22 protein-coding genes are annotated in these 23,593 nt (G+C 64.5%); 13 read left to right on the top strand and 9 right to left on the bottom strand.

Annotated elements, in window-relative coordinates; all coding sequences use genetic code 11:
- The first annotated feature begins 152 nt into the window (after nucleotides 1–152).
- From pgi to ACI1V7_RS01150, 4 genes are all read left to right on the top strand, one after another.
- Nucleotides 153–1,799, top strand: a complete 1,647-nt coding sequence (pgi, locus tag ACI1V7_RS01165) for a glucose-6-phosphate isomerase (protein WP_404529960.1) — start codon at nucleotides 153–155, stop codon at nucleotides 1,797–1,799.
- Between the two features lie 34 nt (nucleotides 1,800–1,833).
- Nucleotides 1,834–2,730 (top strand): SMP-30/gluconolactonase/LRE family protein, encoded by an 897-nt coding sequence (locus tag ACI1V7_RS01160; RefSeq protein ID WP_404529959.1) that lies wholly within the window; start codon nucleotides 1,834–1,836, stop codon nucleotides 2,728–2,730.
- Nucleotides 2,731–2,920: 190 nt separating this feature from the next.
- Nucleotides 2,921–4,390: a glucose-6-phosphate dehydrogenase gene (gene zwf / locus ACI1V7_RS01155; RefSeq protein WP_404529958.1), complete on the top strand. Its 1,470-nt coding sequence runs from the start codon at nucleotides 2,921–2,923 to the stop codon at nucleotides 4,388–4,390.
- A 111-nt stretch (nucleotides 4,391–4,501) separates the two neighbouring features.
- Nucleotides 4,502–5,356 (top strand): SIS domain-containing protein, encoded by an 855-nt coding sequence (locus ACI1V7_RS01150; RefSeq protein WP_314543431.1) that lies wholly within the window; start codon nucleotides 4,502–4,504, stop codon nucleotides 5,354–5,356.
- A gap of 109 nt (nucleotides 5,357–5,465) precedes the next feature.
- Here ACI1V7_RS01150 and ACI1V7_RS01145 read toward each other — a convergent pair whose 3' ends face one another.
- The gene (locus ACI1V7_RS01145; protein ID WP_404529957.1) at nucleotides 5,466–6,635 is read right to left on the bottom strand and encodes an epoxide hydrolase family protein; all 1,170 of its coding nucleotides are present in this window, start codon (nucleotides 6,633–6,635) and stop codon (nucleotides 5,466–5,468) included.
- 71 nt (nucleotides 6,636–6,706) lie between these two features.
- Nucleotides 6,707–7,072, bottom strand: a complete 366-nt coding sequence (locus ACI1V7_RS01140; protein ID WP_404529956.1) for a GFA family protein — start codon at nucleotides 7,070–7,072, stop codon at nucleotides 6,707–6,709.
- Nucleotides 7,073–7,196: 124 nt separating this feature from the next.
- On the opposite strand from ACI1V7_RS01140, the gene ACI1V7_RS01135 reads away from it, so the two are divergent.
- Both ACI1V7_RS01135 and tal read left to right on the top strand, forming a co-directional pair.
- The gene (locus ACI1V7_RS01135) at nucleotides 7,197–7,694 is read left to right on the top strand and encodes a GAF domain-containing protein (protein ID WP_404529955.1); all 498 of its coding nucleotides are present in this window, start codon (nucleotides 7,197–7,199) and stop codon (nucleotides 7,692–7,694) included.
- Between the two features lie 157 nt (nucleotides 7,695–7,851).
- Nucleotides 7,852–8,781 (top strand): transaldolase, encoded by a 930-nt coding sequence (gene tal, locus ACI1V7_RS01130; RefSeq protein WP_404529954.1) that lies wholly within the window; start codon nucleotides 7,852–7,854, stop codon nucleotides 8,779–8,781.
- Between the two features lie 129 nt (nucleotides 8,782–8,910).
- Here tal and ACI1V7_RS01125 read toward each other — a convergent pair whose 3' ends face one another.
- On the bottom strand, nucleotides 8,911–9,195 hold the full coding sequence (locus ACI1V7_RS01125; protein ID WP_404529953.1) for a TetR family transcriptional regulator C-terminal domain-containing protein: 285 nt from the start codon (nucleotides 9,193–9,195) through the stop codon (nucleotides 8,911–8,913).
- Between the two features lie 12 nt (nucleotides 9,196–9,207).
- The gene (locus ACI1V7_RS01120) at nucleotides 9,208–9,561 is read right to left on the bottom strand and encodes a TetR family transcriptional regulator (protein ID WP_404529952.1); all 354 of its coding nucleotides are present in this window, start codon (nucleotides 9,559–9,561) and stop codon (nucleotides 9,208–9,210) included.
- A gap of 156 nt (nucleotides 9,562–9,717) precedes the next feature.
- Between ACI1V7_RS01120 and ACI1V7_RS01115 the strand changes: the two genes are divergently transcribed.
- The 4 genes from ACI1V7_RS01115 (at nucleotide 9,718) to ACI1V7_RS01100 (ending at nucleotide 16,817) form a co-directional block, all read left to right on the top strand.
- Entirely contained in the window at nucleotides 9,718–11,034 is a 1,317-nt protein-coding gene (locus ACI1V7_RS01115) for an efflux RND transporter periplasmic adaptor subunit (RefSeq protein WP_404529951.1), read from the top strand.
- Nucleotides 11,035–11,057: 23 nt separating this feature from the next.
- Nucleotides 11,058–14,213, top strand: a complete 3,156-nt coding sequence (locus tag ACI1V7_RS01110) for an efflux RND transporter permease subunit (RefSeq protein ID WP_404529950.1) — start codon at nucleotides 11,058–11,060, stop codon at nucleotides 14,211–14,213.
- 8 nt (nucleotides 14,214–14,221) lie between these two features.
- Nucleotides 14,222–15,646, top strand: coding sequence for an efflux transporter outer membrane subunit (locus tag ACI1V7_RS01105; RefSeq protein WP_404529949.1), 1,425 nt, complete (start codon nucleotides 14,222–14,224; stop codon nucleotides 15,644–15,646).
- A 175-nt stretch (nucleotides 15,647–15,821) separates the two neighbouring features.
- On the top strand, nucleotides 15,822–16,817 hold the full coding sequence (locus tag ACI1V7_RS01100; protein WP_404529948.1) for a zinc-binding metallopeptidase family protein: 996 nt from the start codon (nucleotides 15,822–15,824) through the stop codon (nucleotides 16,815–16,817).
- Between the two features lie 18 nt (nucleotides 16,818–16,835).
- Here ACI1V7_RS01100 and ACI1V7_RS01095 read toward each other — a convergent pair whose 3' ends face one another.
- On the bottom strand, nucleotides 16,836–17,615 hold the full coding sequence (locus ACI1V7_RS01095) for a DUF1349 domain-containing protein (RefSeq protein ID WP_404529947.1): 780 nt from the start codon (nucleotides 17,613–17,615) through the stop codon (nucleotides 16,836–16,838).
- Between the two features lie 106 nt (nucleotides 17,616–17,721).
- On the opposite strand from ACI1V7_RS01095, the gene ACI1V7_RS01090 reads away from it, so the two are divergent.
- Nucleotides 17,722–18,000, top strand: coding sequence for a hypothetical protein (locus tag ACI1V7_RS01090; protein ID WP_404529946.1), 279 nt, complete (start codon nucleotides 17,722–17,724; stop codon nucleotides 17,998–18,000).
- Here ACI1V7_RS01090 and ACI1V7_RS01085 read toward each other — a convergent pair.
- Both ACI1V7_RS01085 and ACI1V7_RS01080 read right to left on the bottom strand, forming a co-directional pair.
- Nucleotides 17,981–18,433, bottom strand: a complete 453-nt coding sequence (locus ACI1V7_RS01085) for a VOC family protein (protein ID WP_404529945.1) — start codon at nucleotides 18,431–18,433, stop codon at nucleotides 17,981–17,983. The genes ACI1V7_RS01090 and ACI1V7_RS01085 overlap by 20 nt on opposite strands.
- A 256-nt stretch (nucleotides 18,434–18,689) precedes the next feature.
- The gene (locus tag ACI1V7_RS01080) at nucleotides 18,690–19,358 is read right to left on the bottom strand and encodes a glutathione S-transferase family protein (RefSeq protein ID WP_404529944.1); all 669 of its coding nucleotides are present in this window, start codon (nucleotides 19,356–19,358) and stop codon (nucleotides 18,690–18,692) included.
- Nucleotides 19,359–19,667: 309 nt separating this feature from the next.
- On the opposite strand from ACI1V7_RS01080, the gene ACI1V7_RS01075 reads away from it, so the two are divergent.
- Together ACI1V7_RS01075 and ACI1V7_RS01070 are read left to right on the top strand one after the other, a co-directional pair.
- Nucleotides 19,668–20,588: a LysR family transcriptional regulator gene (locus ACI1V7_RS01075; RefSeq protein ID WP_404529943.1), complete on the top strand. Its 921-nt coding sequence runs from the start codon at nucleotides 19,668–19,670 to the stop codon at nucleotides 20,586–20,588.
- Between the two features lie 69 nt (nucleotides 20,589–20,657).
- Nucleotides 20,658–21,089 (top strand): GNAT family N-acetyltransferase, encoded by a 432-nt coding sequence (locus ACI1V7_RS01070; protein ID WP_404529942.1) that lies wholly within the window; start codon nucleotides 20,658–20,660, stop codon nucleotides 21,087–21,089.
- Between the two features lie 515 nt (nucleotides 21,090–21,604).
- Here ACI1V7_RS01070 and hemW read toward each other — a convergent pair.
- Nucleotides 21,605–22,843, bottom strand: a complete 1,239-nt coding sequence (gene hemW / locus ACI1V7_RS01065) for a radical SAM family heme chaperone HemW (RefSeq protein WP_404529941.1) — start codon at nucleotides 22,841–22,843, stop codon at nucleotides 21,605–21,607.
- A complete protein-coding gene (gene rdgB, locus ACI1V7_RS01060; RefSeq protein ID WP_404529940.1) occupies nucleotides 22,840–23,424 on the bottom strand; it encodes an RdgB/HAM1 family non-canonical purine NTP pyrophosphatase in 585 nt (194 codons plus the stop codon). The genes hemW and rdgB overlap by 4 nt, the downstream gene beginning before the upstream one ends.
- Nucleotides 23,425–23,593: the final 169 nt, after the last annotated feature.

The following is a 23,593-nucleotide window of genomic DNA, read 5'->3' as shown; positions in this document are numbered from 1 at the left end:
CTCCAGCTGATGAGCTATCGTAAACGCTGGTTTCCGCCTTGCCTTCAGCAGCCGGCCGCCCCGGAGATCACGCGCTTTTATGTAGTGAATTTACGCTTGCTTCCTGTATGATTCGATAATCTGCACACAATGACATCATACCGTCCAACATCATGTCCCAACCATCCCTGACCGCCAGCGCCGCCTACCAGGCCCTCCAGACCCACGCCATCGATGCCGAAGACTGGCTCATGCGCGATTTGTTCGCCCAGGATCCGCAGCGCTTCGAACGCCTTTCCGTCGAAGCCGCCGGGCTGTTCCTAGACTATTCAAAAAACCGCCTGGACGGGCGCACGCTTGAACTGCTCGCCAGCCTGGCGCGCGAGCGCGGCGTCGAGCAGCTGCGCGATGCGATGTTCGCCGGCGAAAAGATCAACATCACGGAAAACCGCGCCGTCCTGCACACCGCCCTGCGCGCCCCGCGCGACAAGCAGATCACGGTCGACGGCCAGGACGTGACGGGCGACGTGCACGCCGTGCTGGACCATGTGAAGACCTTCACCGACGCCGTGCGCAGCGGCGAATGGAAGGGCCACACGGGCAAGGAAATCACGGACATCGTCAATATCGGCATCGGCGGCTCGGACCTGGGCCCGAAGATGGTGTTCCTGGCGCTGCGCCAGTTCGCCCATCCGCGCCTGACGATGCACTTCGTGTCGAACGTCGACGGCCATGACATGGATGCGGCCCTGTCGCGCGTGGATCCGGAGACGACGCTGTTCATCATCGCCTCGAAGACCTTCACGACGGCCGAGACCATGATGAACGCGAACACGGCGCGCGCCTGGTTCCTGCAGAGCGCCCCCGAAGAAGCGCTGGCGAAGCACTTCGTGGCCGTATCGACCAACGTCGAGGCCATCAAGACCTTCGGCATCGACCCGGCCAACATGTTCCCGTTCTGGGACTGGGTCGGCGGCCGTTACTCCGTCTGGTCGGCCATCGGCCTGCCCGTCGCGCTGTGCGTGGGCTTCGGCTATTTCTCCGACTTCCTGGCCGGCGCCCACGCGATGGACGAGCATTTCCGCACCGCCCCCGTCGAGCAGAACATGCCGATGATCCTGGGCCTGGTCGGTTTCTGGAACCGCGAGTTCCTGGCCTGCCCGTCCGTATCGATCGCGCCCTACCACCAGGACCTGAACCGCTTCCCGGCCTACCTGCAGCAGCTCGACATGGAAAGCAACGGCAAGCGCGTCACCCGCGACGGCGACCCCATCGTCGACTACGCGACCGGTCCGGTGATCTGGGGCGACGTGGGCACCAACGGCCAGCACGCCTACTTCCAGCTGCTGCACCAGGGCACCGACGTCACGCCGATCGACTTCATCGCCGCCCTGCGCCCGGCCCACGAGTTCCACAACCACCACGCCGCCCTGCTGGCGAACTGCTTCGCCCAGTCGGAAGCCTTCATGAAGGGCAAGACCACGGACGAGGTGCGCAAGGACTTGCAGGACCAGGGCCTGGCCCTGGCCGAGATCGAGCGCCTGGCGCCGCACAAGACCTTCCCCGGCAACCGCCCGAGCAACACCATCCTGCTCGACTACCTGACCCCGGCGACGCTGGGCGCCCTGATCGCGCTGTACGAGCACAAGGTGTTCGTGCAGGGCGCGCTGTGGGACGTGAACAGCTACGACCAGTGGGGCGTGGAGCTGGGCAAGGTGCTGGCCAAGAAGATCGAGGCGGAACTCAACGGCGACGCCCAGCCGGCGCTGCACGACGGCTCGACCAACGGCCTGATCGCGCGCGCCAAGGCCGCGGTATAAACGCTACGCTGTGGGCAAAGGAGGCGATGCAAGCATGAAGAGCGAAAAATTCACGGTCGTCCACGACGAACGCATGCAGGTGGGCGAGTCGCCCGTCTGGCACCCGGTGGAATCGGCGCTGTACTGGGTCGACATCAACGGCTTCACGGTGCACCGCCTGCACCCGGCCAGCGGCAAGCACTCGGCGTGGAAGATGGCCACGGAGCCGTCGGCGCTGGCCGTCGACCAGGACAACAACCTGGTCGTCGCCACCCGCGCCGGCTTCGTCCACCTGAACACGGTGACGGGCGAGGTCGAGGACCTGGCGCCGGCGCCGTACGACACGACGATCATGCGCTTCAACGACGGCCGCGTCGATCCGGCCGGGCGCTTCTGGGTCGGCACCATGTACGAACCGCGCGACCAGCAGAAGGCCGAGATGTACGTGTTCGAGGGCGGCAAGCTGCGCCAGGCCTGGGCCGGCGGCATGACCAACTCGAACGGCCTGGCCTGGAGCCCGGACGGCAAGACCATGTACCACGCCGACACGACGAGCCACCGCGTCGACTGCTACGACTACGACGTGGCCAGCGGCGCCGCCTCGAACCAGCGCAACCTGGTCGCCTTCGCGGACGACAAGAAGGCGCCGGACTACGGCGGCCGCCCGGACGGCGCCGCGATGGACAGCGAGGGCAACTACTGGGTCGCCATGTACGAGGGCGGACGCATCGTCAAGCTGTCGCCGACCAGCGAACTGCTGGCCGAGATCCAGCTGCCACTGCGCTGCCCGACGGCCGTCTGCTTCGGCGGCCCGGACCTGCGCACGCTGTACGTCACCAGCGCCAGCCACGGCCGTTCGAATGCGGAGCTGGAGCAGTATCCGCATACGGGCAAGGTGCTGGCGTTCGCGGTCGAGGTGCCGGGGCTGGAACAGCCGGAATACCGCGCGTAACACCTATCGCCGTCGTAGGGTGGGCACCACGTGCCCACCATGTTCGCGTATCGCATGCGCCGGCGGTGGGCACGAGATGCCCACCTTACACATTGGCCCCTTCCCCGCCCGGTTCGTAGTAAATTTTCTTGCGAAATCAAGGATCGCGTAGTAAATTTACATTACTCATCACCCTTCCGCGTTAGACACCATGGCTCTTTCCGATTTCGACCTCGTTTTCTTTGGCGGCAGCGGCGACCTCGCCATGCGCAAGTTGCTCCCTGCGATGTATGCCCGTGACGTCGCCAGCGACCTGCCAGCCAGCGCGCGCATCATCTGCGTGGGCCTGGAACCCATGTCGCAGGAAGCCTTCCTGCAGATGGTCGAGACGAACGCCCGGCCGAACGTGAAGGAAACGGTGGACGAGAAGGCGTGGCAGAAATTCCTGGCCCGCATCACCTATGTTGCCGTCAACGCCAGCGACGTGACGACCTACGACGCCCTGGTGGAGGCCCTGCGCAAGGACGAGTCGCTGACCCGCGTCTACTATCTGGCGACGCCGCCCTCGCTGTTCGCCCGCATCTGCGACAACCTGGCGGCGGTGGGCCTGGCCACGCCGAATTCGCGCGTGGTGCTGGAAAAGCCGCTGGGCCGCGACCTGGCGTCGGCCAAGCAGATCAACGCCGACGTCGGCAAGGTGTTCGCCGAATCGCAGATCTACCGCATCGACCACTACCTGGGCAAGGAAACGGTGCAGAACCTGCTGGCGCTGCGCTTCGGGAACATCCTGTTCGAGCCGCTGTGGCGCCGCGAATGGATCTCGGACGTGCAGATCACCATCGCCGAGAAGATCGGGGTGGGCAACCGCCTGGGCTACTACGACAATTCCGGCGCCCTGCGCGACATGCTGCAGAACCACCTGCTGCAACTGCTGTGCATCGTGGCGATGGAGCCGCCGACCTCGATCGCCCCGGACGCCGTGCGCGACGCCAAGCTGCAGGTGCTGCGCTCGCTGAAGCGCTTCACCCCGACCACGCTGTCGCAGAACATCATCCGCGGCCAGTACCGCGCCGGCTACGTCGACGGCCAGCCGGTGCCGGGCTACCGCGACGAACCGGGCGCGCCCAAGCATTCCAAGACCGAAACCTTCGTCGCCATGAAGGCGGAAATCGATACCTGGCGCTGGGCCGGCGTGCCGTTCTACCTGCGCACCGGCAAGCGCATGGCCGACCGCCTGGCGGAAATCGTCGTGCGCTTCAAGATCATCCCGCACTCGATCTTCAACCAGCCGACGTCGAGCTTCCAGCCGAACAGCCTCGTGATCCGCCTGCAGCCGGACGAAGGCCTGTCGATGAACCTGATGGCCAAGACGCCGGGCGACTCCATGCGCCTGAAGCAGGCCGAGCTCGAACTCGATTTCCGCGAGCAGTTCAAGACCCCGCGCATGGAAGCCTACGAGCGCCTGCTGCTCGACGTGCTGCGCGGCCAGCTGACGCTGTTCATGCGCGGCGACGAACTGGAAGCCGCCTGGGAATGGGTCGAACCGATCCTCGCGCACTGGGAACAGGACGACACGACGCCGGCACCGTACACCTCCGGCACCTGGGGCCCGGCCTCCTCGTCCGCGCTGATCGGCCGCGACGGCCTGCAGTGGCGCGAAGAAGCGCTGCCGGAGGACTGATATGAGAGCGCAAGGAATCCGGCCAAGCATGGCCGGACCGTTCAGCAGGCGCGTTGCCATGCAACGCGAAACCCCTGCTTCACCGCTGCCGGAAGACTAAAAGGACCTGCTTTGCTGCTCGATTCGATCCGCACCCAGCTCGACTCGCTGTCGAAGTCCGAACGCAAGGTGGCGCTCGCGGTGCTCGCCGCGCCCGGCGCCACGGTCAGCCAGAACATCACGGCGCTGGCGCGCAGCGCGCAGGTGTCCGAGCCGACCGTCGTGCGCTTCTGCCGCACGCTCGGCTACGACGGCTGGCACGAGTTCAAGCTGAAACTGGCGCAAGGCCTGGCCCTCGCCCTGCCCGGCGCCAACGAGCAGCCGTCGCAGGACGACCTCGCGTCCGACCTCGTGAACAAGATCTGCAGCCGCTCGATCAACACCCTGCTCGACCTGCGCAACAACCTCAAGCCGGAGCTGATCCAGAAGGCCCTCGACATCCTGTCGCGCGCCAACAAGATCGAGTTCTACGGCCAGGGCACGTCCGGCTTCGTCGCCGCCGACGCGCAGCACAAGTTCTTCCGCTCGGGCGTGCCGACCGTCGCCTACACGGACCCCGCCATCCACTCGATCGCCGCCGCCCTGCTGCGCGAAGGCGACGCGCTGGTCGTCATCTCCCAGCGCGGCAACAACCCCTCGCTGGTACGCTCGGCGAAACTGGCGCGCCGCGGCGGCGCCGAAGTGATCGTGCTGGCGCCGTCCGGCACCCAACTGGCCGACATGGCGAGCCTGCTGATCCCCATCGACCTCGTGTTCGCGACGGACCCGTACACGCCGATCTCGGCGCGCCTGGCCTACCTGGTCGTCATCGACGTGCTGGCGGTGGGCCTGGCGCTGCAACGCGGTCCCGAATTCCGCAAGAAGATGCAGAACGCGCAGAAGGCGCTGCAGGAATTCGACATGCAGTTCGACTCCTTTATCGGCTGACGATCATGCCGTCGCCCCGGCGCAGGCCGGGGCCCAAGGCTTGCGGAGTACGCATGCATGGGAAATTGGGCCCCGGCCTGCGCCGGGGCGACGGTCTTGCCGGAACGCTTCAGCCAGCACGCAACGGCCGGAAGAACGCCCTGATCTCCTCGGCCAGCAATTCCGGCTGCTCCAGCGCCGCGAAGTGGCCGCCGGCCGGCATCGTCGTCCAGCGCCGCACGTCGAAAGCGCGCTCGACGAAGCTGCGCGGCGGGATCGGGATCTCGGCGGGAAAGTGCGCGATGCCCAGCGGCGGGCGCACCTTTTCCTGCAGCGCCAGCGGCTTCGCGCGCCCTTCGACGTACATGCGGAACGACGAACCGATCGTCTGCGTGAACCAGTACAGGCTGATGTTGGCCAGCAGCGTGTCCAGGCCGATCGTCGCGTCGAAGTGCTCGGACCAGGCGTGGAACTTCTCGCCGATCCAGGCGGCGAGGCCGGCGGGCGAATCGTTCAGGCCCACGGCCGGCGTCGCCGGCTTGGTGCCCTGGATGTGGGCATAGCCGCCCTCCTTGTCGACCCAGGCGGCGATCCGCTTGTGGAACTCCTGCTCCTCCGCCGTCAACGGCGCCTCGCCTTCCCCCATGGGCGGCTTCAGCGAACCGGGCACGTAGTTCAGGTGCATGCCGACGACGCGCTCCGGAAAGCGCTGGCCGAGCCAGATGCTGACGGCCGCGCCGAGGTCGCCGCCCTGGGCCCCGAAGCGCGTGTAGCCCAGCTGCGCCATCAGCTCAGCCCACAGCGCCGCCGTCGCCCAGGCGCCCGTGCCCTTGCCCCGCGGCGCCGGAGAGAAGCCGTAGCCCGGCAGCGAGGGAACGACGACGTGGAAGCTGTCGGCCGGGTCGCCGCCATGGGCGCCGGGATCGGCGAGCAGCGGGATGACGCGCTCCATCTCGAGGAAGGAACCGGGCCAGCCGTGGGTCAGCACGAGCGGCAGCGGGGACGGCCCGGTCCCGGGCTGGTGCACGAAGTGGATGGTCTGCTCGCCGATGCGCGCCAGGAATTGCGGCAGCGCATTCAGGCGTTCCTCGTGGACGCGCCAGTCGAATTCGGCAGCCCAGTATTCGAGCAGGTCGCGCAGGAAGCCGGGCTCGATGCCTTCGCTCCAGCCCGCGTCGTCGATGCCGGACGCCAGGCGCACGCGCAGCAGGCGTTCGTCGAGGTCGACCAGGTCCTTGTCGGGGATGGCGATGCGGAAGGGGGCAATGCGAAATGGATCAATGCGGGATTCGATATTCATCGGTTCACCTCGCGCTCAAGCTGGGCAGGTCATTGTAGACCGCGTTCCCGCCCGTCCGCGCACGGCTGGGACTACGCGGTCGGCAGCCAGCGCGGCCTGGTATCCATATAAATTTCCCGCTCGACAGGCCCGTCATAGTCCGGGTCGAGCGTGCCCAGCGTGACGGAGATGACGTCCGGCTCGGCCTCGCTGCGCCAGTACAGCGTGGAGCCGCAGGTGCGGCAGAAGGCGCGCCGCCCGTGTTCCGACGATGCGTATTCCGTCACCAGGTCGGCGCCGCGCTCGAGCGCGAATCCGGCACTGGGCACGTTGGCGTACGATCCCGCGGCCGCGCCGTGCTGCTTGCGGCACATGGTGCAATAACAATGGCTGGCATCGTTGACGGGCGCATCGACCCGGTATGCCACGCCGCCGCACAAGCAACTGCCTTGCAACATGATGCCCCCCGTTCGTCGTCGGTGAAGGATGGGACCATTCTAGATGCCGCCGGGCCGCGGCCGCGCACGCCTCGCCGCGCTGCCGTAAAATATCCGTTTCGACATTTACCGCTTTCCGTCCGCCATGCACATCAATCCCGAACGCAGCACCCGCCCCGACTACGACCTGCTGGTACGCCAGGTCGTCAGCGTCCTCGAAGGCGAGCGCGACCTCACCGCGAACGCATCGCAGTTCTCGGCCCTGGTCTACGACACCATCGCCGACCTGAACTGGGCCGGCTTCTACCTCACCGTGCCGAGCAAGAAGGGCGAAGGCCAGGACCTGCTGGTCGGCCCGTTCCAGGGCAAGCCCGCCTGCGCCCGCATCCCGTTCGGCCGCGGCGTATGCGGCACCACGGCCGTGGAGCGCAAGACCATCGTCGTGCCGGACGTGCACGCCTTCCCGGGCCACATCGCCTGCGATTCGGCGTCGGCCTCGGAAATCGTGATCCCGCTGATCAAGGACGACAAGCTGATCGGCGTGTTCGACATCGACAGCCCGACCCCGGACCGCTTCTCGGACGAAGACAAGGCCGGCCTGGAAGCGATGGTGCAGGCGTTCCTGGACGGGACCGATTGCTGAATACTTGACGCGCAAGGTGGGCACGTAATGCCCACCTACGTCAGGGAAATGTAGGGTGGGCATCACATGCCCACCGTTGCCGGACCGCCAAAAGCGGCTGTGGCCGCGCAAGCGAGTACAATACCGCGCTAATTTCCACCCATCCCTTCCCAGCACCATGAATCAACTCGAACAGCTCAAGCAATTCACCACCGTGGTGGCCGATACCGGCGACTTCCAGTCGATCAAGGCCTACGCGCCGCAGGATGCGACCACCAACCCGTCGCTGATCCTGAAGGCCGTCCAGAAGCCGGAATACCGTCCGCTGCTGGAAAAAGCCGTCGCCGATTCGCCGGACGGCTCGATCGAGGAAGTCGTCGACCGCCTGCTGATCGCGTTCGGCGTCGAGATCCTGAAGTACGTGCCGGGCCGCGTCTCCACCGAGATCGATGCCGCCCTGTCGTTCGACACCGAAGCAACCGTCGCCAAGGGCCGCGAACTGATCGCCCTGTACGAAGCCGCCGGCATCCAGCGCGAACGCGTGCTGATCAAGATCGCTTCGACCTGGGAAGGCATCCGCGCCGCCGAGATCCTGGAGAAGGAAGGCATCCGCTGCAACCTGACCCTGCTGTTCTCGCTGTGCCAGGCGATCGCCTGCGCCGAAGCGAACGTGCAGCTGATCTCGCCGTTCGTCGGCCGCATCTACGACTGGTACAAGAAGTCGACCGGTACCGAGTACACGGGCTCGGACGATCCGGGCGTGCAGTCGGTCAAGCGCATCTACCAGTACTACCGCAAATTCGGCTACAAGACGGAAGTCATGGGCGCGAGCTTCCGCAACACCTCGCAGATCCTGGAACTGGCCGGCTGCGACCTGCTGACCATCTCGCCGGACCTGCTGCAGAAGCTGGCCGATGCCGACGGCACCGTCGAGCGCAAGCTGACGGCCGACGCCGCCGCCGACATCGAGAAGATCGCGATGGACGAAAAGACCTTCCGCTTCATGCTGAACGAAGACGCCATGGCCACCGAAAAGCTGGCCGAGGGCATCCGTGCCTTCTGCGCGGATTCGGCCAAGCTGAAGAAGATGATCGAAGAAATGCGCTGATCTCGTAATACCGGGCAATCAACGGCGTCGTCCCCGCGCAGGCGGGGATCCAGGTTCTGCATGCGGTTCGCACCGCGCGCAGAGATTGGGTCCCCGCCTGCGCGGGGACGACTGTTTCAGGGCACCGGTTTATTTCAGCGCCGCGCGGCTGGCCAGCTTGGGACAACCCTTGCGCAAGCCGTCGAGATAGGGATCGAGCATGCACTCGCCCTGCTTGATCAGGTCGAAGCTGTGCGGATCGAACATCCAGGTGCGGATCAGGCCGTCGACCATGATCCACATCGACTGCGCCACCGTGCGCGCATCGCCCGTGCCGTCGATCTGGCCCTTTTCCACGGCGCGCGCGACGCGGCGCTCGGCGCGGCTCATCCAATCGTTGATATTGTGCTGGCGCCGTTGGCGCACGGCATCCATCTCGTCGACGAATTACACTTTCAGCGTGGCGATCTCGAACACGCGGCGCGCCTGCGGGTCGTTTACCGTGCGGCGCAGCACGGCCATCACATAGCTGCGCAAGTCGTCCAGCGGATCGGCGGACTCGGATTCGTCCAGCAGCTGCAGCTCGGCCTCGAGCGGCAGGCGCACCCGGTCCATCATGGCATTGAACAGTGCGCTTTTGTCGTCGAAATGCCAATAAATGGCGCCACGCGTCACGCCCGCTTCGCTTGCGATATGCTGTAACGTGGTACGCGAAACACCCTGTTCCACGAACAATTTTTCAGCGGCATCCAGGATGCTGTCACGGGTGGCAGCCGCCTCTTCTTTCGTTCTGCGGGCCATCAGCCACGTTCTCCAGATGTAATAGTGAGAAGCATTTAAACATACACTCGTGATAGTATAGCCGGGTTTTCATGAAGCTATCGATAAAACCGTATGCCGTACCAGAGAAGTACTGCAGGACGGTTTTATCCTTTTTCTAACAAAAAGGAAGCATTAATGCGCTCTGCCCCATCCTCTTCCCTCACCCGGATCGCCGCCGCCACCCTGGTTGCGGTGGCCATGCTGTCCGCCTGCGGCTCCAAGGACGACGCCAAGGCCGGTGCCGGCGCCGGCGCCAAGATGCCGCCGCCGCAGGTCGGCGTGATCACCACCAAGTTCCAGCCGGTGGCGCTGGAAACAGAACTGCCGGCACGCGTCCAGGCGATCCGTACGGCCGAGGTGCGTGCGCGCGTCAACGGGGTCGTGCTGAAGCGCCTGTTCACCGAGGGTAGCATCGTCAAGCAGGGCCAGTCCCTATTCCAGATCGATCCGGCACCCTACCAGGCCCAGGTGAACGCGGCCAAGGCGGCAGTGGGCAGCGCCGAAGCGACCCTGGTCTCGACGTCCGCCGTCGTCGAGCGCTACAAGCCGCTGGTCGAGGCCAATGCCGTCAGCAAGCAGGAGTACACGAACGCCGTCGCCGCCGCCAAGCAGGCCGAGGCGGAAGTCAACTCGGCCAAGGCCCAGCTGAAGATCGCCCAGATCAACTACGACTACGCCAACGTCTACGCCCCGATCACGGGCCGCATCGGCCGCGCGCTGGTTACCGAAGGCGCCCTCGTCTCGGCCACCGAGGCGACCCAGATGGCGCTGATCCAGCAGACCGATTCCGTGTACCTGAACATCACCCAGTCCGCGCTGGAACTGCAGAACCTGCGCAAGAAGGCCGGCGGCAAGGGCGCCGACGCGGCGCTGCCGGTCACCGTCGTGCTGGAAGACGGCACCACGCTGAACCGCAAGGGCACGCTGCTGTTCTCCGACGTGACCGTCGACGAGAGCAGCGGCCAGGTGACCCTGCGCGGCCAGGTCGCCAACCCGGACAATGCCCTGCTGCCGGGCCAGTACGTGCGCGTGCGCCTGTCCCAGGCCGAGCTGCCGTCGGGCATCCTGGTGCCGCAACAAGCCGTCACCCGCGGCGGCCAGAACGGCGATACCGTGATGGTCGTGGGCGCCGACAACAAGCCGGTCAGCCGCACCGTCAAGATCGCCTCCCAGCAAGGCGAGAACTGGGTCGTCGTCGACGGCCTGAAGGAAGGCGAGAAGGTGATGGTCGACGGCTTCCAGAAACTGCAGATGATGCCGCCAGGCACGCCGGTTCAGCCGGTCGCCTGGACCCCGGCCGCCGCCCCGCAAGCCCCGGCAGCCGCCGGTGCGCCGGCGGCCCAGCCGAACGCGGCCGGTGCCCAGGCCACGGCCGCCGCCGGCGGTGCACGCACCCCGGCCACCGGTACCCCGACGGCCGGCGCCCAGACCCCGGCCAACGGCAACCGGTAAGTTGAAAGGAACAGGACTTTCCAATGGCACGTTTTTTTATTGACCGCCCAATCTTTGCCTGGGTGATCGCGCTGTTCATCATGGTGCTTGGTGGCGTCGCCATCAACCAGCTGCCGATCGCGCAATACCCGACCGTGGCGCCGCCGTCGATCGTCGTCAGCGTCACCTATCCGGGTGCGTCGGCGCAGACGTTGGAAGACTCCGTCATCTCGATCATCGAACGCGAGATGAACGGCGCCCAGGGCATGATCTACATGGAATCGACCAGCCAGGCCAACGGCACCGGCTCGATCACCATCTCCTTCGAGACCGGCACGGATCCGGACCTGGCCCAGGTCGACGTCCAGAACCGCCTGTCGCGCGCGACCCCGCGCCTGCCGCCTGCCGTGACCCAGCAGGGTGTGCGCGTGGACAAGGCACGCTCGAACTTCCTGCTGTTCACGATCCTGTCCTCGGACGATCCGAAGACCGATTCGATCGCGCTGGGCGACTACGCGTCGCGCAACGTGCTGCCCGAGATCCAGCGGATCAAGGGCGTGGGCCAGGCCCAGCTGTTCGGTACCGAGCGCGCCATGCGCATCTGGATCGACCCGGCCAAGCTGGTCGGCTTCAACATGTCGCCGGCCGACGTGACCACGGCGATCAGCCAGCAGAATGCCCAGGTGGCTTCCGGCACCATCGGCGACCTGCCGCTGGCCAAGGGCCAGCAGATCAGCGCGACCGTCGTCGTGACGGGCCAGCTGTCGAGCATCGAGCAGTTCGGCAACATCGTGCTGCGCGCCAACCCGGACGGTTCCACCGTGCGCCTGAAGGACGTCGCCCGCATCGAGATCGGCGGCCAGGCCTATACCACCACCGCCCGCCTGAACGGCAAGCCGTCGGCCGGTATCGGCGTGCAGCTGTCGCCCTCGGGTAATGCGCTGGAAACGGCGAACCTGATCAAGGCGCGCATGAAGGAATTGCAGAAGTACTTCCCGCAAGGCATGAAGTACTCGATTCCCTACGACTCGACCACCTTCATCCAGATCTCCATCGAGCAAGTGGTGCACACCCTGTTCGAGGCGATCGTGCTGGTGTTCATCGTGATGTTCATCTTCCTGCAGAACCTGCGCTACACGATCATCCCGACGATCGTGGTGCCGGTGGCGCTGCTGGGCTCCTTCGCCTGCCTGCTGGCGATGGGCTTCTCGATCAACGTGCTGACCATGTTCGGCATGGTGCTCGTGATCGGTATCGTGGTCGACGACGCCATCGTCGTGGTGGAGAACGTCGAGCGCATCATGTCCGAGAAGGGCCTGCCGCCGCTGGAAGCGACCCGCAAGGCGATGGGCCAGATCTCGGGCGCGATCATCGGCGTGACCGTCGTGCTGATGGCCGTGTTCGTGCCGCTCGCCTTCTTCGCCGGCGCCGTCGGCAACATCTACCGCCAGTTCTCGGCCGTGATGGTGACCTCGATCGGCTTCTCGGCGTTCCTGGCGCTGTCGCTGACCCCGGCGCTGTGCGCGACGCTGCTCAAGCCCGTCGAGGCCGGCCACCACAACGAGAAGAAGGGTTTCTTCGGCTGGTTCAACCGCAAGTTCACCGCCGGCGCCAAGCGCTACGAGGGCTTCGTCGCCAAACTGCTCAAGCGCGCCGGCCGCTGGATGGTCGTGTTCGCCGTGCTGGTCGTCGTGGTCGGCTGGATGTTCACGCGCCTGCCGAACTCCTTCCTGCCGAACGAGGACCAGGGCTACGTGATCGCCAACATCCAGCTACCGCCGGGCGCCACCGCCGAGCGCACGGGCACCGTGCTGCGCGCGATGGAAGACTACGTCATGAAGCAGCCGGAAGTGGCCAATATGGTCGCCGTGACGGGCTTCTCGTTCTCGGGCCAGGGCCAGAACATGGGCCTCGCCTTCATCCCGCTGAAACCGTGGGACGAGCGCAAGGGCGACGGCCACACGGCGCAGGACTTCGCCGGCCGCGTCACCATGCACATGGGCGCGCTGCGCGACTCGTTCATCTTCGTGGTGAGCCCGCCGCCGATCCCGGAACTCGGCACCGGCACCGGCTTCTCGTTCCGCCTGCAGGACCGTGGCGGCAATGGCCACGCGGCGCTGGTGGCCGCGCGTAACCAGCTGCTGGGCATGGCCATGCAGAGCAAGGTGCTGACCGGCATGCGTCCGGAAGGCCTGGAAGACGCGCCGCAGCTCAAGCTGAACATCGACCGCGACAAGGCGCAGGCCCAGGGCGTGACCTTCGCCGCCATCAATACCGCGCTGTCGACCTCGCTGGGCTCGTCCTACGTGAACGACTTCCCGAACGCCGGCCGCCTGCAGCGCGTGATCGTGCAGGCCGATGCGCCCCAGCGCATGCAGCCGGACGACCTGCTGCGCATCAATGCCCTGAATACGCAGGGCAAGCCGGTGCCGCTGTCCTCGTTCGCCAGCACGGAATGGGTGACCGGCCCGATGCAGACCGTCCGCTACAACGGCTACCCGTCGATGAAGCTGACCGGCGAACCGGCACCGGGCTATTCGACCGGCCAGGCCCTGGACGAGATGCAAAGCCTGGCAGCCAAGCTGCCGGCCGGCTTCGCCTACGAGTGGACGGGCCAGTCGCGCGAGGAGATCCTGTCGGGCTCCACCGTGTTCATCCTGATCGGCTTCGCCCTGCTGGCCGTGTTCCTGGCCCTGGCCGCGCTGTATGAAAGCTGGTCGATCCCGGTCGCGGTGCTGCTGGTCGTGCCGCTGGGCGTGCTTGGCTCGCTGCTGGCAGCCTCCATGCGCGGCCTGTCCAACGACGTGTACTTCAAGGTCGGCCTGATCACCATCATCGGCCTGGCGGCGAAGAACGCGATCCTGATCGTGGAATTCGCCAAGGACCTGCAGGCCGAGGGCAAGTCGCCGTTCGATGCGGCGCTGGAAGCGGCGCACCTGCGCTTCCGCCCGATCATCATGACCTCGCTGGCGTTCATCCTGGGCGTGCTGCCGCTGGCGATCTCGCGCGGCGCCGGCGCGGCGTCCCAGCATGCCATCGGTACGGGCGTCATGGGCGGCATGATCACCGCGACCGTGCTGGGCGTGATCTTCGTTCCCGTGTTCTTCGTCGTGATCCGCACCCTGTTCAAGGGCAGTAAACGCCAGCAGGCGCTGCACAAGCACCAGGAAGAAGATAAACTTGCTGAATCGAAAGTCTGATCCGGAACATGAAACCAATCGCACTCCTCCCCCTGACCCTGGCCCTGACGCTGGCCGGCTGCATCAACCTGGCGCCCAAGTATGAGCGCCCGGCCGCCCCGGTCGCCGCCGGCTTCCCCACCGTGGAAGGCACGGTCAACAGCGGCAACCCCGTTGCCGCCGAGGCCCCGGCCGCCATGGCCTGGCAGCGCTTCTTCACCGACGCGCGCCTGCAGCGCCTGATCGACATCGCCCTGGCCAACAACCGCGACCTGCGCGTGTCGGTCCTGAACATCGAGCAGGCGCGTGCCCAGTACCGCATCCAGCGTGCCGACCAGCTGCCGACGATCGATGCGGCCGTCACCGGCAACCGCGCCACCACGGGCCGCGACCAGCCGATCACCAGCTCCTACCGCGCCGGCCTGGCGGTATCGGCGTTCGAACTGGACTTCTTCGGCCGCGTGCGCAACCTGACCGAATCGGCGCTGGCCCAGTACCTGGCCACCGAGGAAGCGCGCAAGACCACCCAGATCAGCCTGGTCTCGCAAGTGGCCACGACCTACCTGGCCTACCTGGCCGACGAGGAACTGCTGGGCCTGACCCAGCAGACCCTCAAGACCCGCGAGGAATCGCTGCGCCTGACGCAACTGCGCTTCGACAACGGCGTGTCGTCCAAGCTGGACCTGCAGCAGGCCGTGTCGCTGGTCGAACAGGCGCGCACGACGCTGGCGCAAGCCCAGCGCCAGCGCGCCCAGGACCTGAACCTGCTGACCCTGCTGATCGGCGCGCCGATCCCGAACGACCTGCCGCAAGGCGCCACGCTGGCGACGACCAACCTGCCGGACCTGCCGGCCGGCATGCCGTCCGACCTGCTGGCCAGCCGTCCGGACATCCGTTCGGCCGAACAGCAGCTGATCGCCGCCAACGCCAACATCGGCGCGGCGCGCGCGAACTACTTCCCGAACATCACGCTGACCGGCACGGCCGGCAGCGCGAGCACGGAACTGTCGGGCCTGTTCAAGAGCGGCACCTTCGGCTGGACCTTCGCGCCGCAGGCGATCGTGCCGATCTTCGACTACGGCCGCGTGCGCGCCGGCGTCGACAGCGCGCGTGCCGGCCGCGACATCGCCGTGGCCCAGTACGAGCGTTCGATCCAGACCGCGTTCCGCGAAGTGGCGGACGCGCTGGCCGGCCAGGCGACCTACAGCGAACAGCTGCGCGCCCAGCAGGCCGTGGCGACGGCCGAGTCGGACCGCTTCCAGCTGTCCGACCTGCGCTACCGCAACGGCACGGCCAGCTACCTGGACCTGCTGGACGCCCAGCGCTCGCTGTTCACGGCCCAGCAGCAGGCCATCGAGGCCAACCTGGCGCGCCTGCAGAACCAGGTGGTGCTGTACCGCGTGCTCGGCGGCGGCTGGAGCGAGCCGGTCAACCAGGCGACGGCGGCGCGCTGATGGCACTGCGCTAAAGCACTTTCCGCGCACCATTGCACGGACCCGCCCGGGGCCGGCTTCGCGATTTCGGTATCATGGAATCGCGGACCGGCCCCGGTCTTTTGCGCATCCCAGGAACTTGAACGAGCGGGCCCGGTCGATCCGGTGCGGTCGCCTTTTGCGCCGCCCGCCACCCATGCGCAGCTTTTTCCGATCACACTGGAAAGCCCTCGTCGCCATCGTCCTGCTGGTCCTGCTGGCGCTCGTCACCGTGAATCCGGGCGCCGCCACGCTGGAACCGCCGCTGGCCGTGCGCCTGCGCGCGCACGTGATGGCGCTGCAATCTTCCGCCGCCTTCGACAAGCCCGATGCGCGCCGCGCCGATGCCGCCGCCTATATCGGCAGCGTGCTGCGCATGGCCGGCTACCGGGTCAGGCAACTGTCCCCGCCGGACGGCGGCGGCCACGACCTCGAGGCCACCCTTGGCACCGCCGCCGACGTCCCCGCGCACGGCCAGCCGGAACACACCTTCGTCATCGGCGCCCGCCTCGATCCGCTCCGGCTGGACGCGGAACCGGACGGCACCAGCGGAAGCTTTCCCCTCTCCACGCGCGACGATGCCGGTGGCGCCGCCGCCGTGCTGGAACTGGCGCGCCTGCTGAAGGACGTGCGTCCCAGCCCGGGCACGGAAATCCGCTTCGTGTTCTTCCTCGATCCCCGCCCCGTCCAGGTGCCGGCACGGCCCGCAGGCCAGCGCCATGGCCGCCTCGCCGGGCCACGTGGGCAATCGCCGCTGCGGCCGCGGGTGCAGCCACAGGTGCAACCGCTTCCGGGCAGCGGCAGCTTCATTGCCTACGTCGGCACGCCGGGATCGGCCCGACGCGTGCAGGATGCGCTGGCGGCCTTCCAGGCCGGCACCGAGCCGGACGGCCACGGCCTGGCCGCGCCGGCCTACATGCAGGGCGTGACGCTGTCCGCCGGCGCCTACGGCCAGATGGGCGCCGGAATGCCTACGCTGACGGTCACGGACACGGCGTTCGACCAGTTCCCGTTCCGGCAGATCCAGGACGACGACGAGGAAGGATTCGACAGTGAAGAACGGCGCGACCCGCGCGACTACGATGGCATCGGGCGGGTGGTGGCGGGGATGGCGAGGACGTTGATTGCCTTGGCAGCGGGACAGCGAGGTTGATCCAGCACTCAGCTCAGCTCAGGTCAGGTCATGCAGGCCCTTCTTCAACGCTCGCGTCACCACGAATTCGCTGAACGCGACGTCGAGTCCCTTGCCTTTCGGTGTACAGCACATCGGACCGACGGCGTAGTGGGCCGCCTCCGGAAACGGCGCCAGCCGGAGCATCGGCCAATTCTTCCTGTCGACGGAATATTGGGCCCGTACGACGCCGTCACTGACGGTAATGCGGATCCAGAATCCATCCTTGCAGACAGGTGCAGGCATCACGCTCCAGTCCGACTTCCCATTCGTCAGCACGGTGCTGAACATGGGCTGTCCGTCCGAAAATTCAGCCCCTACCTTGATCCACGTTGTCTCGTCGATGCGGACCATTAACCCCGCCTGATCGTACAACTCCCTGAAATCGGCATGGATCCGGACCTGCGCTGTGAAGCCTCCGTTGACCTCTTTCGCGAAAAAGTGCCCGTTATCGTGGATAAAACCGTAGCTGGTGATCCGCCAGAAGTCCGTATCGTGGGCTGTTCTCACATGGAGCGTGTCGTCGACAATACGCGATACCGGGGGAGGATTCATCCAGCTGCAGCCGGTGAAGCTGGTGCCGGACGTGTCGAGGTGCTGTGGCGTCGATGATGGCATTGTTTTCTGGAGCGGGGGCGCGGAGAACGCCGTAATGGAAGGATATACAACATTGTACGACGATGCATGGCACGCTTTCTCCAAGCCGGATTGCCTGCCCGGGAGCGCATGCGGCTCGATCCGGGCGACACGAAGCTCAGCTTTTTTCGGCGTGCTTGCCACGCATACGTCGAACGGCCGAGATTGGCCAGGGGCAGACGGTCACCAAGCGCTCTGTAAAGCACGGGCAGGCGCTCAACAAATACAAATCGGTCCAGCTAAGGACAAAATGTCGTTCATCGCGCTGTTCTTCTTCGTTGCAGGTGTTTTCCTGCTGATCTTCGGTTTCAAGAAAAATAACCGTGCGCTACTCACGTTTGCAGCTCGCTTCTGGCTCGCTTCGGGCGTCTGCAGCGATTTCGCCTACGGTTTCTTGATGGAGGGACAGCATTGGTCAATCGACGCTTCACGTCACTGCTCGCTAGGTCCGCTTAGGGTAGTTGCTGCCTTAAAATCAACGGCCGAGTCCGGCGATTTTAGGACGGCAATCACTCAGGATGCTGCATGAGTTCAATAGTGTGGCCGTCAGGTCCCCGGGTGTAGACCATGATTGTTCCGCTAGGAGCGGTTTGCGGTTCGCCGGTTGCCGTCCATCCATAAGGGCGCATGCGATTTAGCATTGCGCGCAGATCGGTCACGGCAAACGTCAAGTGAGCCGAGCCGACATCACAGGGGCGTTGCTTCAGCACTAAGCGCTCTTCTGGTGAATCGTACTCAATCAGCTCAATTCTGTATCCATCGGGGCCCTCTAAGAGAGCATTTCTTAAATAAGCTCCCGGCACACCGACCACTTGTTCCATCGCGTGCCCACCGCCAAGCTCTTTGCGGTACACGAGCTGGAAGCCGAGAACTTCAGTCCAGAAATCAAGTACGTCATCGATAGACGCGACTGTCAGCCCAGTGTGCTCGGTGCGTAATACGGTAGAGGTTCGGTCTTTCATGAGTGCGTCCTGTTATTACAGTCGAGGCTGCAAATTTATGCGAAAGCTTAAATCCGGACTTGACTGCCGCCGTCACTTTAACAGATGGCAGATTTGGCTCGGTTCCCAGCTGTCGTGACAGTCCGCGACTTTCCCTCAACAGCAACCTGCCACGCTTTCCGACCGGCCGGGTTCGGCCAATGCGGACGCCACACTACATATCGTCAGAGTTCTCCTGAATTAGAAAGCGGCGCTAATGGCCGCTCTGGTCCGGTAGTTAAAGCTTGACGCCGAAGGCTTCAAGAGCACCGTCGATGCGGGCGTCGACTTCACGTTTCGTGGCGGCCCAACTAGGTACGTTCTCTAGCAAGCGCTGCTGCCATGCGACGAGGTGAGGAAACTCATTCAGTGGAATTTTCGTGCGTTCGTTCTGCGAGAACGGACCAGCGATATCGAAATCGGCCAGCGTGAGCCGGTCGGCAACGATGTAGTCGTGCTTTGCGAGATGAGCATCGAGTACTGCGGCCGCCGAGCGAATCTTGTTGGCAGCTAGCCTAACAATGGTCTCGTCAACGGGCTGATTCATGAGGCGCTTCCCGAGTACCTCATCGAATGTGAGCGTCGCATAGATGCGCCACTGCTCCCCAGACCAGAACATCCACTGCAAGATCTCGAACCGTTCGCGGGTTGTACGCCCTGCTAGATCGCTTCCCGCTTTGTCAGCCAAATAGAGATTGATCGCGGCTGATTCGTAGAGAACGAAGTCGCCATCTACCATGACAGGCGAGAGGCCGTGCGGGTTAAGCTCCAGGAATTCAGGCGTGTGACTGTCGCCATTGAAGAGGTCAATGTTCACTCGCTCAAGGTCGATACCCATTGCGGCAGCGGCGGCGCTGACACGCCGCAGGCTACCCGAGCCGGGGTCGCCGTAGATTTTGATGGACATTCAGGTAATCCTTTAATCAGCTTGATGTTGAGGTTAAATTGAAAACTCACGAGGGAGATCTCACGCAACTGGTCAAGCAATCGCACCAGCTCCGACTGGTACGGGCGCTGCATGTTGCCCAAGTTGAGTTTGCGTCGGCATAAGAAACGGAAGATGTGCGTTATCGAGTTCTCACGCATGGCGGCGAGTGTGGCCTGAAGTGCCATCTCATTTTCCGTTTCACGCTGAAGATGCCGTGAGAACAATGATAGGTGTTCGACAAAATGTATAGAATCTCCTATTTTCAAAGAACATTTATTCGAATTCCAAATGAGTGATCGCTGGCAGGAGATGAACGTATTCGTGCGCGTGGCGGAGACCGGTAGTCTGTCGAGGGCTGCGCGCGCGTTGAATCTCTCCCAGCCTTCAGTGACGCGCATCGTCGGCACGCTGGAACGGCGCTTGGGTACGAAATTGCTGTTGCGGACGACACGCAGCATTTCGCTGACCGATGCCGGCGCGCTCTATCTTGGGCGAGCAAAGCATTTGTTGGCCGAGATGGAAGAAGCCGATCAGGCAACGCGCGGCGTCGATTCCCTGCATGGCGTCGTGAGGATCGCGATGCCGTTGATGTATGGAACACGCGCGGTGATACCGGCGCTAACGCCATTCTTGAAAAAATACCCGGAGCTGAAAGTCGAACTGTTTATGAGCGATGTCCGCCAAAACCTCGTCACCGATGGAGTGGACCTCGCCATTAGGATCAACGTCGGACCTTTGGACGACTCGTCATTCGGGGTGCGCAAACTTGCACTTGTAGAGCGCATTGTCATAGCGGCGCCGGCTTACCTGTCTGCGCACGGCGTGCCGGCTACGCCTGCCGACCTGGCTCGGCACGACTGCATCGTTCAGCATGGGTCGTTCGGTAGCGAGAGTTGGCGTTTCACGCATGGCCAGACAGTTACGTCGGTGGATGTACATCCAAGACTTTGGATCAACTCTGCCCCGGGCGTCCTGGCGGCAGCGGTAGCCGGTCTGGGTATAGCGCTTGGAACCCGGGTCATGGCGCAGGACGAGCTACGTGCTGGGCAGGTTGTCGAGATACTCGATCAATACCACCTGGAGCCGGCACAGGTTTATGCTGTTTTTCCATCGGGCCGGAAGCCATCGGCCAAAGTGCGGGTGATCGTTGACCATCTCGCGGCGTCGCTGGATGCTCCGGCCATTTCGCTTGAGGAGCGGATGACATAAGCTGTCACATTATCCTTAACGAACGGCCGAGTTCAACCAGAATTGGTCGCCCCAAGACAGGTACTTGCAATGAAAATCTGCCTTTACACGATCGACCACTATGACGATGTCATCGCACTGATGCAAAGAACTCCGGGTGTGTCGATCCGCGATGCTGATTCTCGAGCAGCCACAGAACGCTACCTGGCGCGAAATCCTGGCATGAGTTTCTTGTGTATCGACGGCGCGCAAGTCATAGGCTGTGCGATGTGCGGGCACGATGGACGCCGGGGCTATCTGCAGCATGTCATCGTCGATGCTTCATACCGTGGGCGTGGTATCGCTCATGAGCTGGTCGAACACTGCTTGACGGAGCTAGGTAAGATAGGCATCGAAAAAACCCACATTGACGTCTTTGTTGACAACGATCTCGCTAACCGCTACTGGACGCGGCGTGGATGGCAGCAAAGGAGCGACATCTACCGTTATTCACTAAATCGTTCAGGTAAGAAGAATGCCTGAAGTAACGGCAAAGAAAATTGTCGATCTTCGCAATTCGTTGGCGTTGGCCGAAACCGGGGTCAGGATGGAAGATGCCATCGCCCTATGGCAGGAGTTCGTAGCGAGAGGTCACATACCACGTTCATGGACGGTTCGTGATCGCCTTGTAGCTTGCGGAGCAAACGGATTGATTGATCCTTCGAGAAAGGCACCCGGTTTGCGGCATCTGGTTTTGTTTGCTTGGAACAGGGTGACGCACCGCAGGTCCATCTCGTTGATGAGACTTGAACGACGGCGCCAACGGCCGCTCTGGGTCAAAAGCGGTCGTTGCTGAAGCCCATAAGTCGCCTACATCGTGGCGAACCGTTTTTTGCAAGCACCGCTGCAAAACCGTCCACCGCGATGGCTGACAGAGTCGAGTGACCGGGACGGCAATGCGGGGCGCATGCATGGTGGACATGTGGCCCTACCCTAGCGATCACGCATTACGGTCCGGCGGGTCGGCGCGGCAGTGCGGGCATCACATGCCCTACACGTTACTCGGCCAGGAACATCTCCTGCACGTCGTTGAGGAAGCGCTGCCCCATCTCGGTCGGCCGGATCACCTTGAAGTCGCGGTACAGCAGGCCCTTCCCCTCCGCTTCGTCCAGTGCCTTTTCGATCGCCGTGATCGACAGGCCGGTGCGCTCGCCGAACAGGTTCGGATCGAAGCCGCCCGTGAGGCGCAAGGCGTTGAGCATGAACTCGAAGCCCATGTCGGCGCGCGCGATCTCGTGCTCCTCGGCCACCGCATTGCCCTTCTTCGCCGCCTCGATGAACGACGCCGGCTGCTTGTAGCGGGCCTGGCGCAGCACGCGGTGCGGGAACGACAGCTTGGAGTGGGCACCCGCGCCGATGCCGAGGTAGTCGCCGAATTCCCAGTAATTCACGTTATGGCGCGCGCGGTGGCCCGGCTTCGCATAGGCCGAGACCTCGTAGTGCTCGTAGCCGGCGGCGGCCATCTTCTCGAAGATCATGTCCTGGATGTCGGCGCTCTCGTCGTCGCTGGGCAGCTGCGGCGGATACTTGGCGAACACCGTGTTCGGTTCCATCGTCAGGTGGTACAGCGACAGGTGCGGCGGCGCGAACGACAGTGCCTTGTCGATGTCCTGGCGCGATTCCAGCAGCGTCTGGCCGGGCAGCGCGTACATCAGGTCGAGGTTGAAGTTGTCGAAGTGCGTGTGCGCGATCTCGACGGCGCGCATGGCCTCCGCATCGTCGTGGATGCGGCCCAGCGCCTGCAGGTGCTTGCCGTTGAAGCTCTGGATGCCGATCGACAGGCGATTGATGCCGCTGGCGCGGAAGGCGCGGAATTTCTCGGCCTCGAAGGTGCCGGGATTGGCCTCCATCGTGATCTCGACCGCCAGGTCGAGCGGGAGCAGCGTGCGCACGTCCGACATCAGGCGGTCCAGCGCGGCGGCCGACATCAGGCTGGGCGTGCCGCCGCCGATGAAGATCGTCTGGATCTTGCGGCCCCAGATCAGCGGCAGCGACATCTCCAGGTCGGCGCGCAGCGCGTCCAGGTAGTCCTGCTCGGGAATCGGGCCGTTCGACTCGTGCGAATTGAAGTCGCAGTACGGGCACTTGCGCACGCACCACGGCCAGTGGATGTACAGCGACAGCGGCGGCAGCGCCTTCAGGCTCAGCGAACCGGGTTGCAGGTATTGCAGCGCCGCCGCCGCCGGCGAGCGCGGTTCCACGCCCGGGAGGTCGGCGACCGGTTTGATCGGGATCATTTCAGTTTTTCTACCAATGCACGCAGGGCCTGGCCGCGGTGCGACAGCCCGTTCTTTTCGGCCGGCTCCAGCTCGGCCACGGTCTTGCCCAGGGACGGGATCAGGAAATAGGAATCGTAGCCGAAGCCATTGGCGCCGCGCGGCGTGTCGACGATCTGGCCGCGCCACATGCCGTCGGCGATGACCGGCTGCGGGTCGTCCGCATGACGCACGTACACGAGCACGCAGTAGTAGTACGCCGATTTGTCCGCGTGCGCGGCCAGGTCCTTGACGAGTTTTTCGTTGTTGCGGGCATCCGACTTCGGCTCGCCGGCAAAGCGCGCCGAGTACACGCCGGGCGCGCCGCCGAGGGCGTTGACGCACACGCCGGAATCGTCGGCCAGGGCCGGCAGCCCCGTCAGGCGCGCCGCGTGGCGGGCCTTCTGCAGCGCGTTCTCGACGAAGGTGCCGAACGGTTCTTCCGCTTCCGGGACGTTGAACTCGCCCTGCGGATGCAGGTCGAAGCCGATCGGGGCCAGCAGCTGGGCGAATTCCTTGAGCTTGCCCGCGTTGTTCGAGGCAAGGATGAGGCGTTGGGTCATGGTCGGTATCTGTTCGCGAAACGGGTTCGCGGTATCTGTCAGTGGAGGCGCAGCGGGCGCCGAAAGGCGTCATTCTACCTGCGTGGCTGCCCGGGTGCTGGCCTTGCCTGCTTTTCCAATGCTCGATCGCGATGTTGGTTAGTTGCAAATCAAGTAGATTGCGCTGTTC

Source organism: Massilia paldalensis (genome assembly GCF_044901715.1).
Lineage (GTDB): Bacteria > Pseudomonadota > Gammaproteobacteria > Burkholderiales > Burkholderiaceae_D > Telluria > Telluria paldalensis.
The sequence above is the reverse complement of the archived record's forward strand: the minus strand, read 5'-3'. Positions and strand labels throughout refer to the sequence as shown.

What these genes read in the sequence shown, in the direction of transcription:
- pgi (WP_404529960.1), top strand. Translation starts at nt 153, where the DNA reads ATGTCCCAACCATCCCTGACCGCCAGCGCCGCCTACCAGGCCCTCCAG.
- ACI1V7_RS01160 (WP_404529959.1), top strand. Translation starts at nt 1,834, where the DNA reads ATGAAGAGCGAAAAATTCACGGTCGTCCACGACGAACGCATGCAGGTG.
- zwf (WP_404529958.1), top strand. Translation starts at nt 2,921, where the DNA reads ATGGCTCTTTCCGATTTCGACCTCGTTTTCTTTGGCGGCAGCGGCGAC.
- ACI1V7_RS01145 (WP_404529957.1), bottom strand. Translation starts at nt 6,635, where the DNA reads ATGAATATCGAATCCCGCATTGATCCATTTCGCATTGCCCCCTTCCGC.
- ACI1V7_RS01140 (WP_404529956.1), bottom strand. Translation starts at nt 7,072, where the DNA reads ATGTTGCAAGGCAGTTGCTTGTGCGGCGGCGTGGCATACCGGGTCGAT.
- ACI1V7_RS01135 (WP_404529955.1), top strand. Translation starts at nt 7,197, where the DNA reads ATGCACATCAATCCCGAACGCAGCACCCGCCCCGACTACGACCTGCTG.
- tal (WP_404529954.1), top strand. Translation starts at nt 7,852, where the DNA reads ATGAATCAACTCGAACAGCTCAAGCAATTCACCACCGTGGTGGCCGAT.
- ACI1V7_RS01125 (WP_404529953.1), bottom strand. Translation starts at nt 9,195, where the DNA reads ATGGATGCCGTGCGCCAACGGCGCCAGCACAATATCAACGATTGGATG.
- ACI1V7_RS01120 (WP_404529952.1), bottom strand. Translation starts at nt 9,561, where the DNA reads ATGGCCCGCAGAACGAAAGAAGAGGCGGCTGCCACCCGTGACAGCATC.
- ACI1V7_RS01115 (WP_404529951.1), top strand. Translation starts at nt 9,718, where the DNA reads ATGCGCTCTGCCCCATCCTCTTCCCTCACCCGGATCGCCGCCGCCACC.
- ACI1V7_RS01110 (WP_404529950.1), top strand. Translation starts at nt 11,058, where the DNA reads ATGGCACGTTTTTTTATTGACCGCCCAATCTTTGCCTGGGTGATCGCG.
- ACI1V7_RS01105 (WP_404529949.1), top strand. Translation starts at nt 14,222, where the DNA reads ATGAAACCAATCGCACTCCTCCCCCTGACCCTGGCCCTGACGCTGGCC.
- ACI1V7_RS01100 (WP_404529948.1), top strand. Translation starts at nt 15,822, where the DNA reads ATGCGCAGCTTTTTCCGATCACACTGGAAAGCCCTCGTCGCCATCGTC.
- ACI1V7_RS01090 (WP_404529946.1), top strand. Translation starts at nt 17,722, where the DNA reads ATGTCGTTCATCGCGCTGTTCTTCTTCGTTGCAGGTGTTTTCCTGCTG.
- ACI1V7_RS01085 (WP_404529945.1), bottom strand. Translation starts at nt 18,433, where the DNA reads ATGAAAGACCGAACCTCTACCGTATTACGCACCGAGCACACTGGGCTG.
- ACI1V7_RS01080 (WP_404529944.1), bottom strand. Translation starts at nt 19,358, where the DNA reads ATGTCCATCAAAATCTACGGCGACCCCGGCTCGGGTAGCCTGCGGCGT.
- ACI1V7_RS01075 (WP_404529943.1), top strand. Translation starts at nt 19,668, where the DNA reads ATGAGTGATCGCTGGCAGGAGATGAACGTATTCGTGCGCGTGGCGGAG.
- ACI1V7_RS01070 (WP_404529942.1), top strand. Translation starts at nt 20,658, where the DNA reads ATGAAAATCTGCCTTTACACGATCGACCACTATGACGATGTCATCGCA.
- hemW (WP_404529941.1), bottom strand. Translation starts at nt 22,843, where the DNA reads ATGATCCCGATCAAACCGGTCGCCGACCTCCCGGGCGTGGAACCGCGC.
- rdgB (WP_404529940.1), bottom strand. Translation starts at nt 23,424, where the DNA reads ATGACCCAACGCCTCATCCTTGCCTCGAACAACGCGGGCAAGCTCAAG.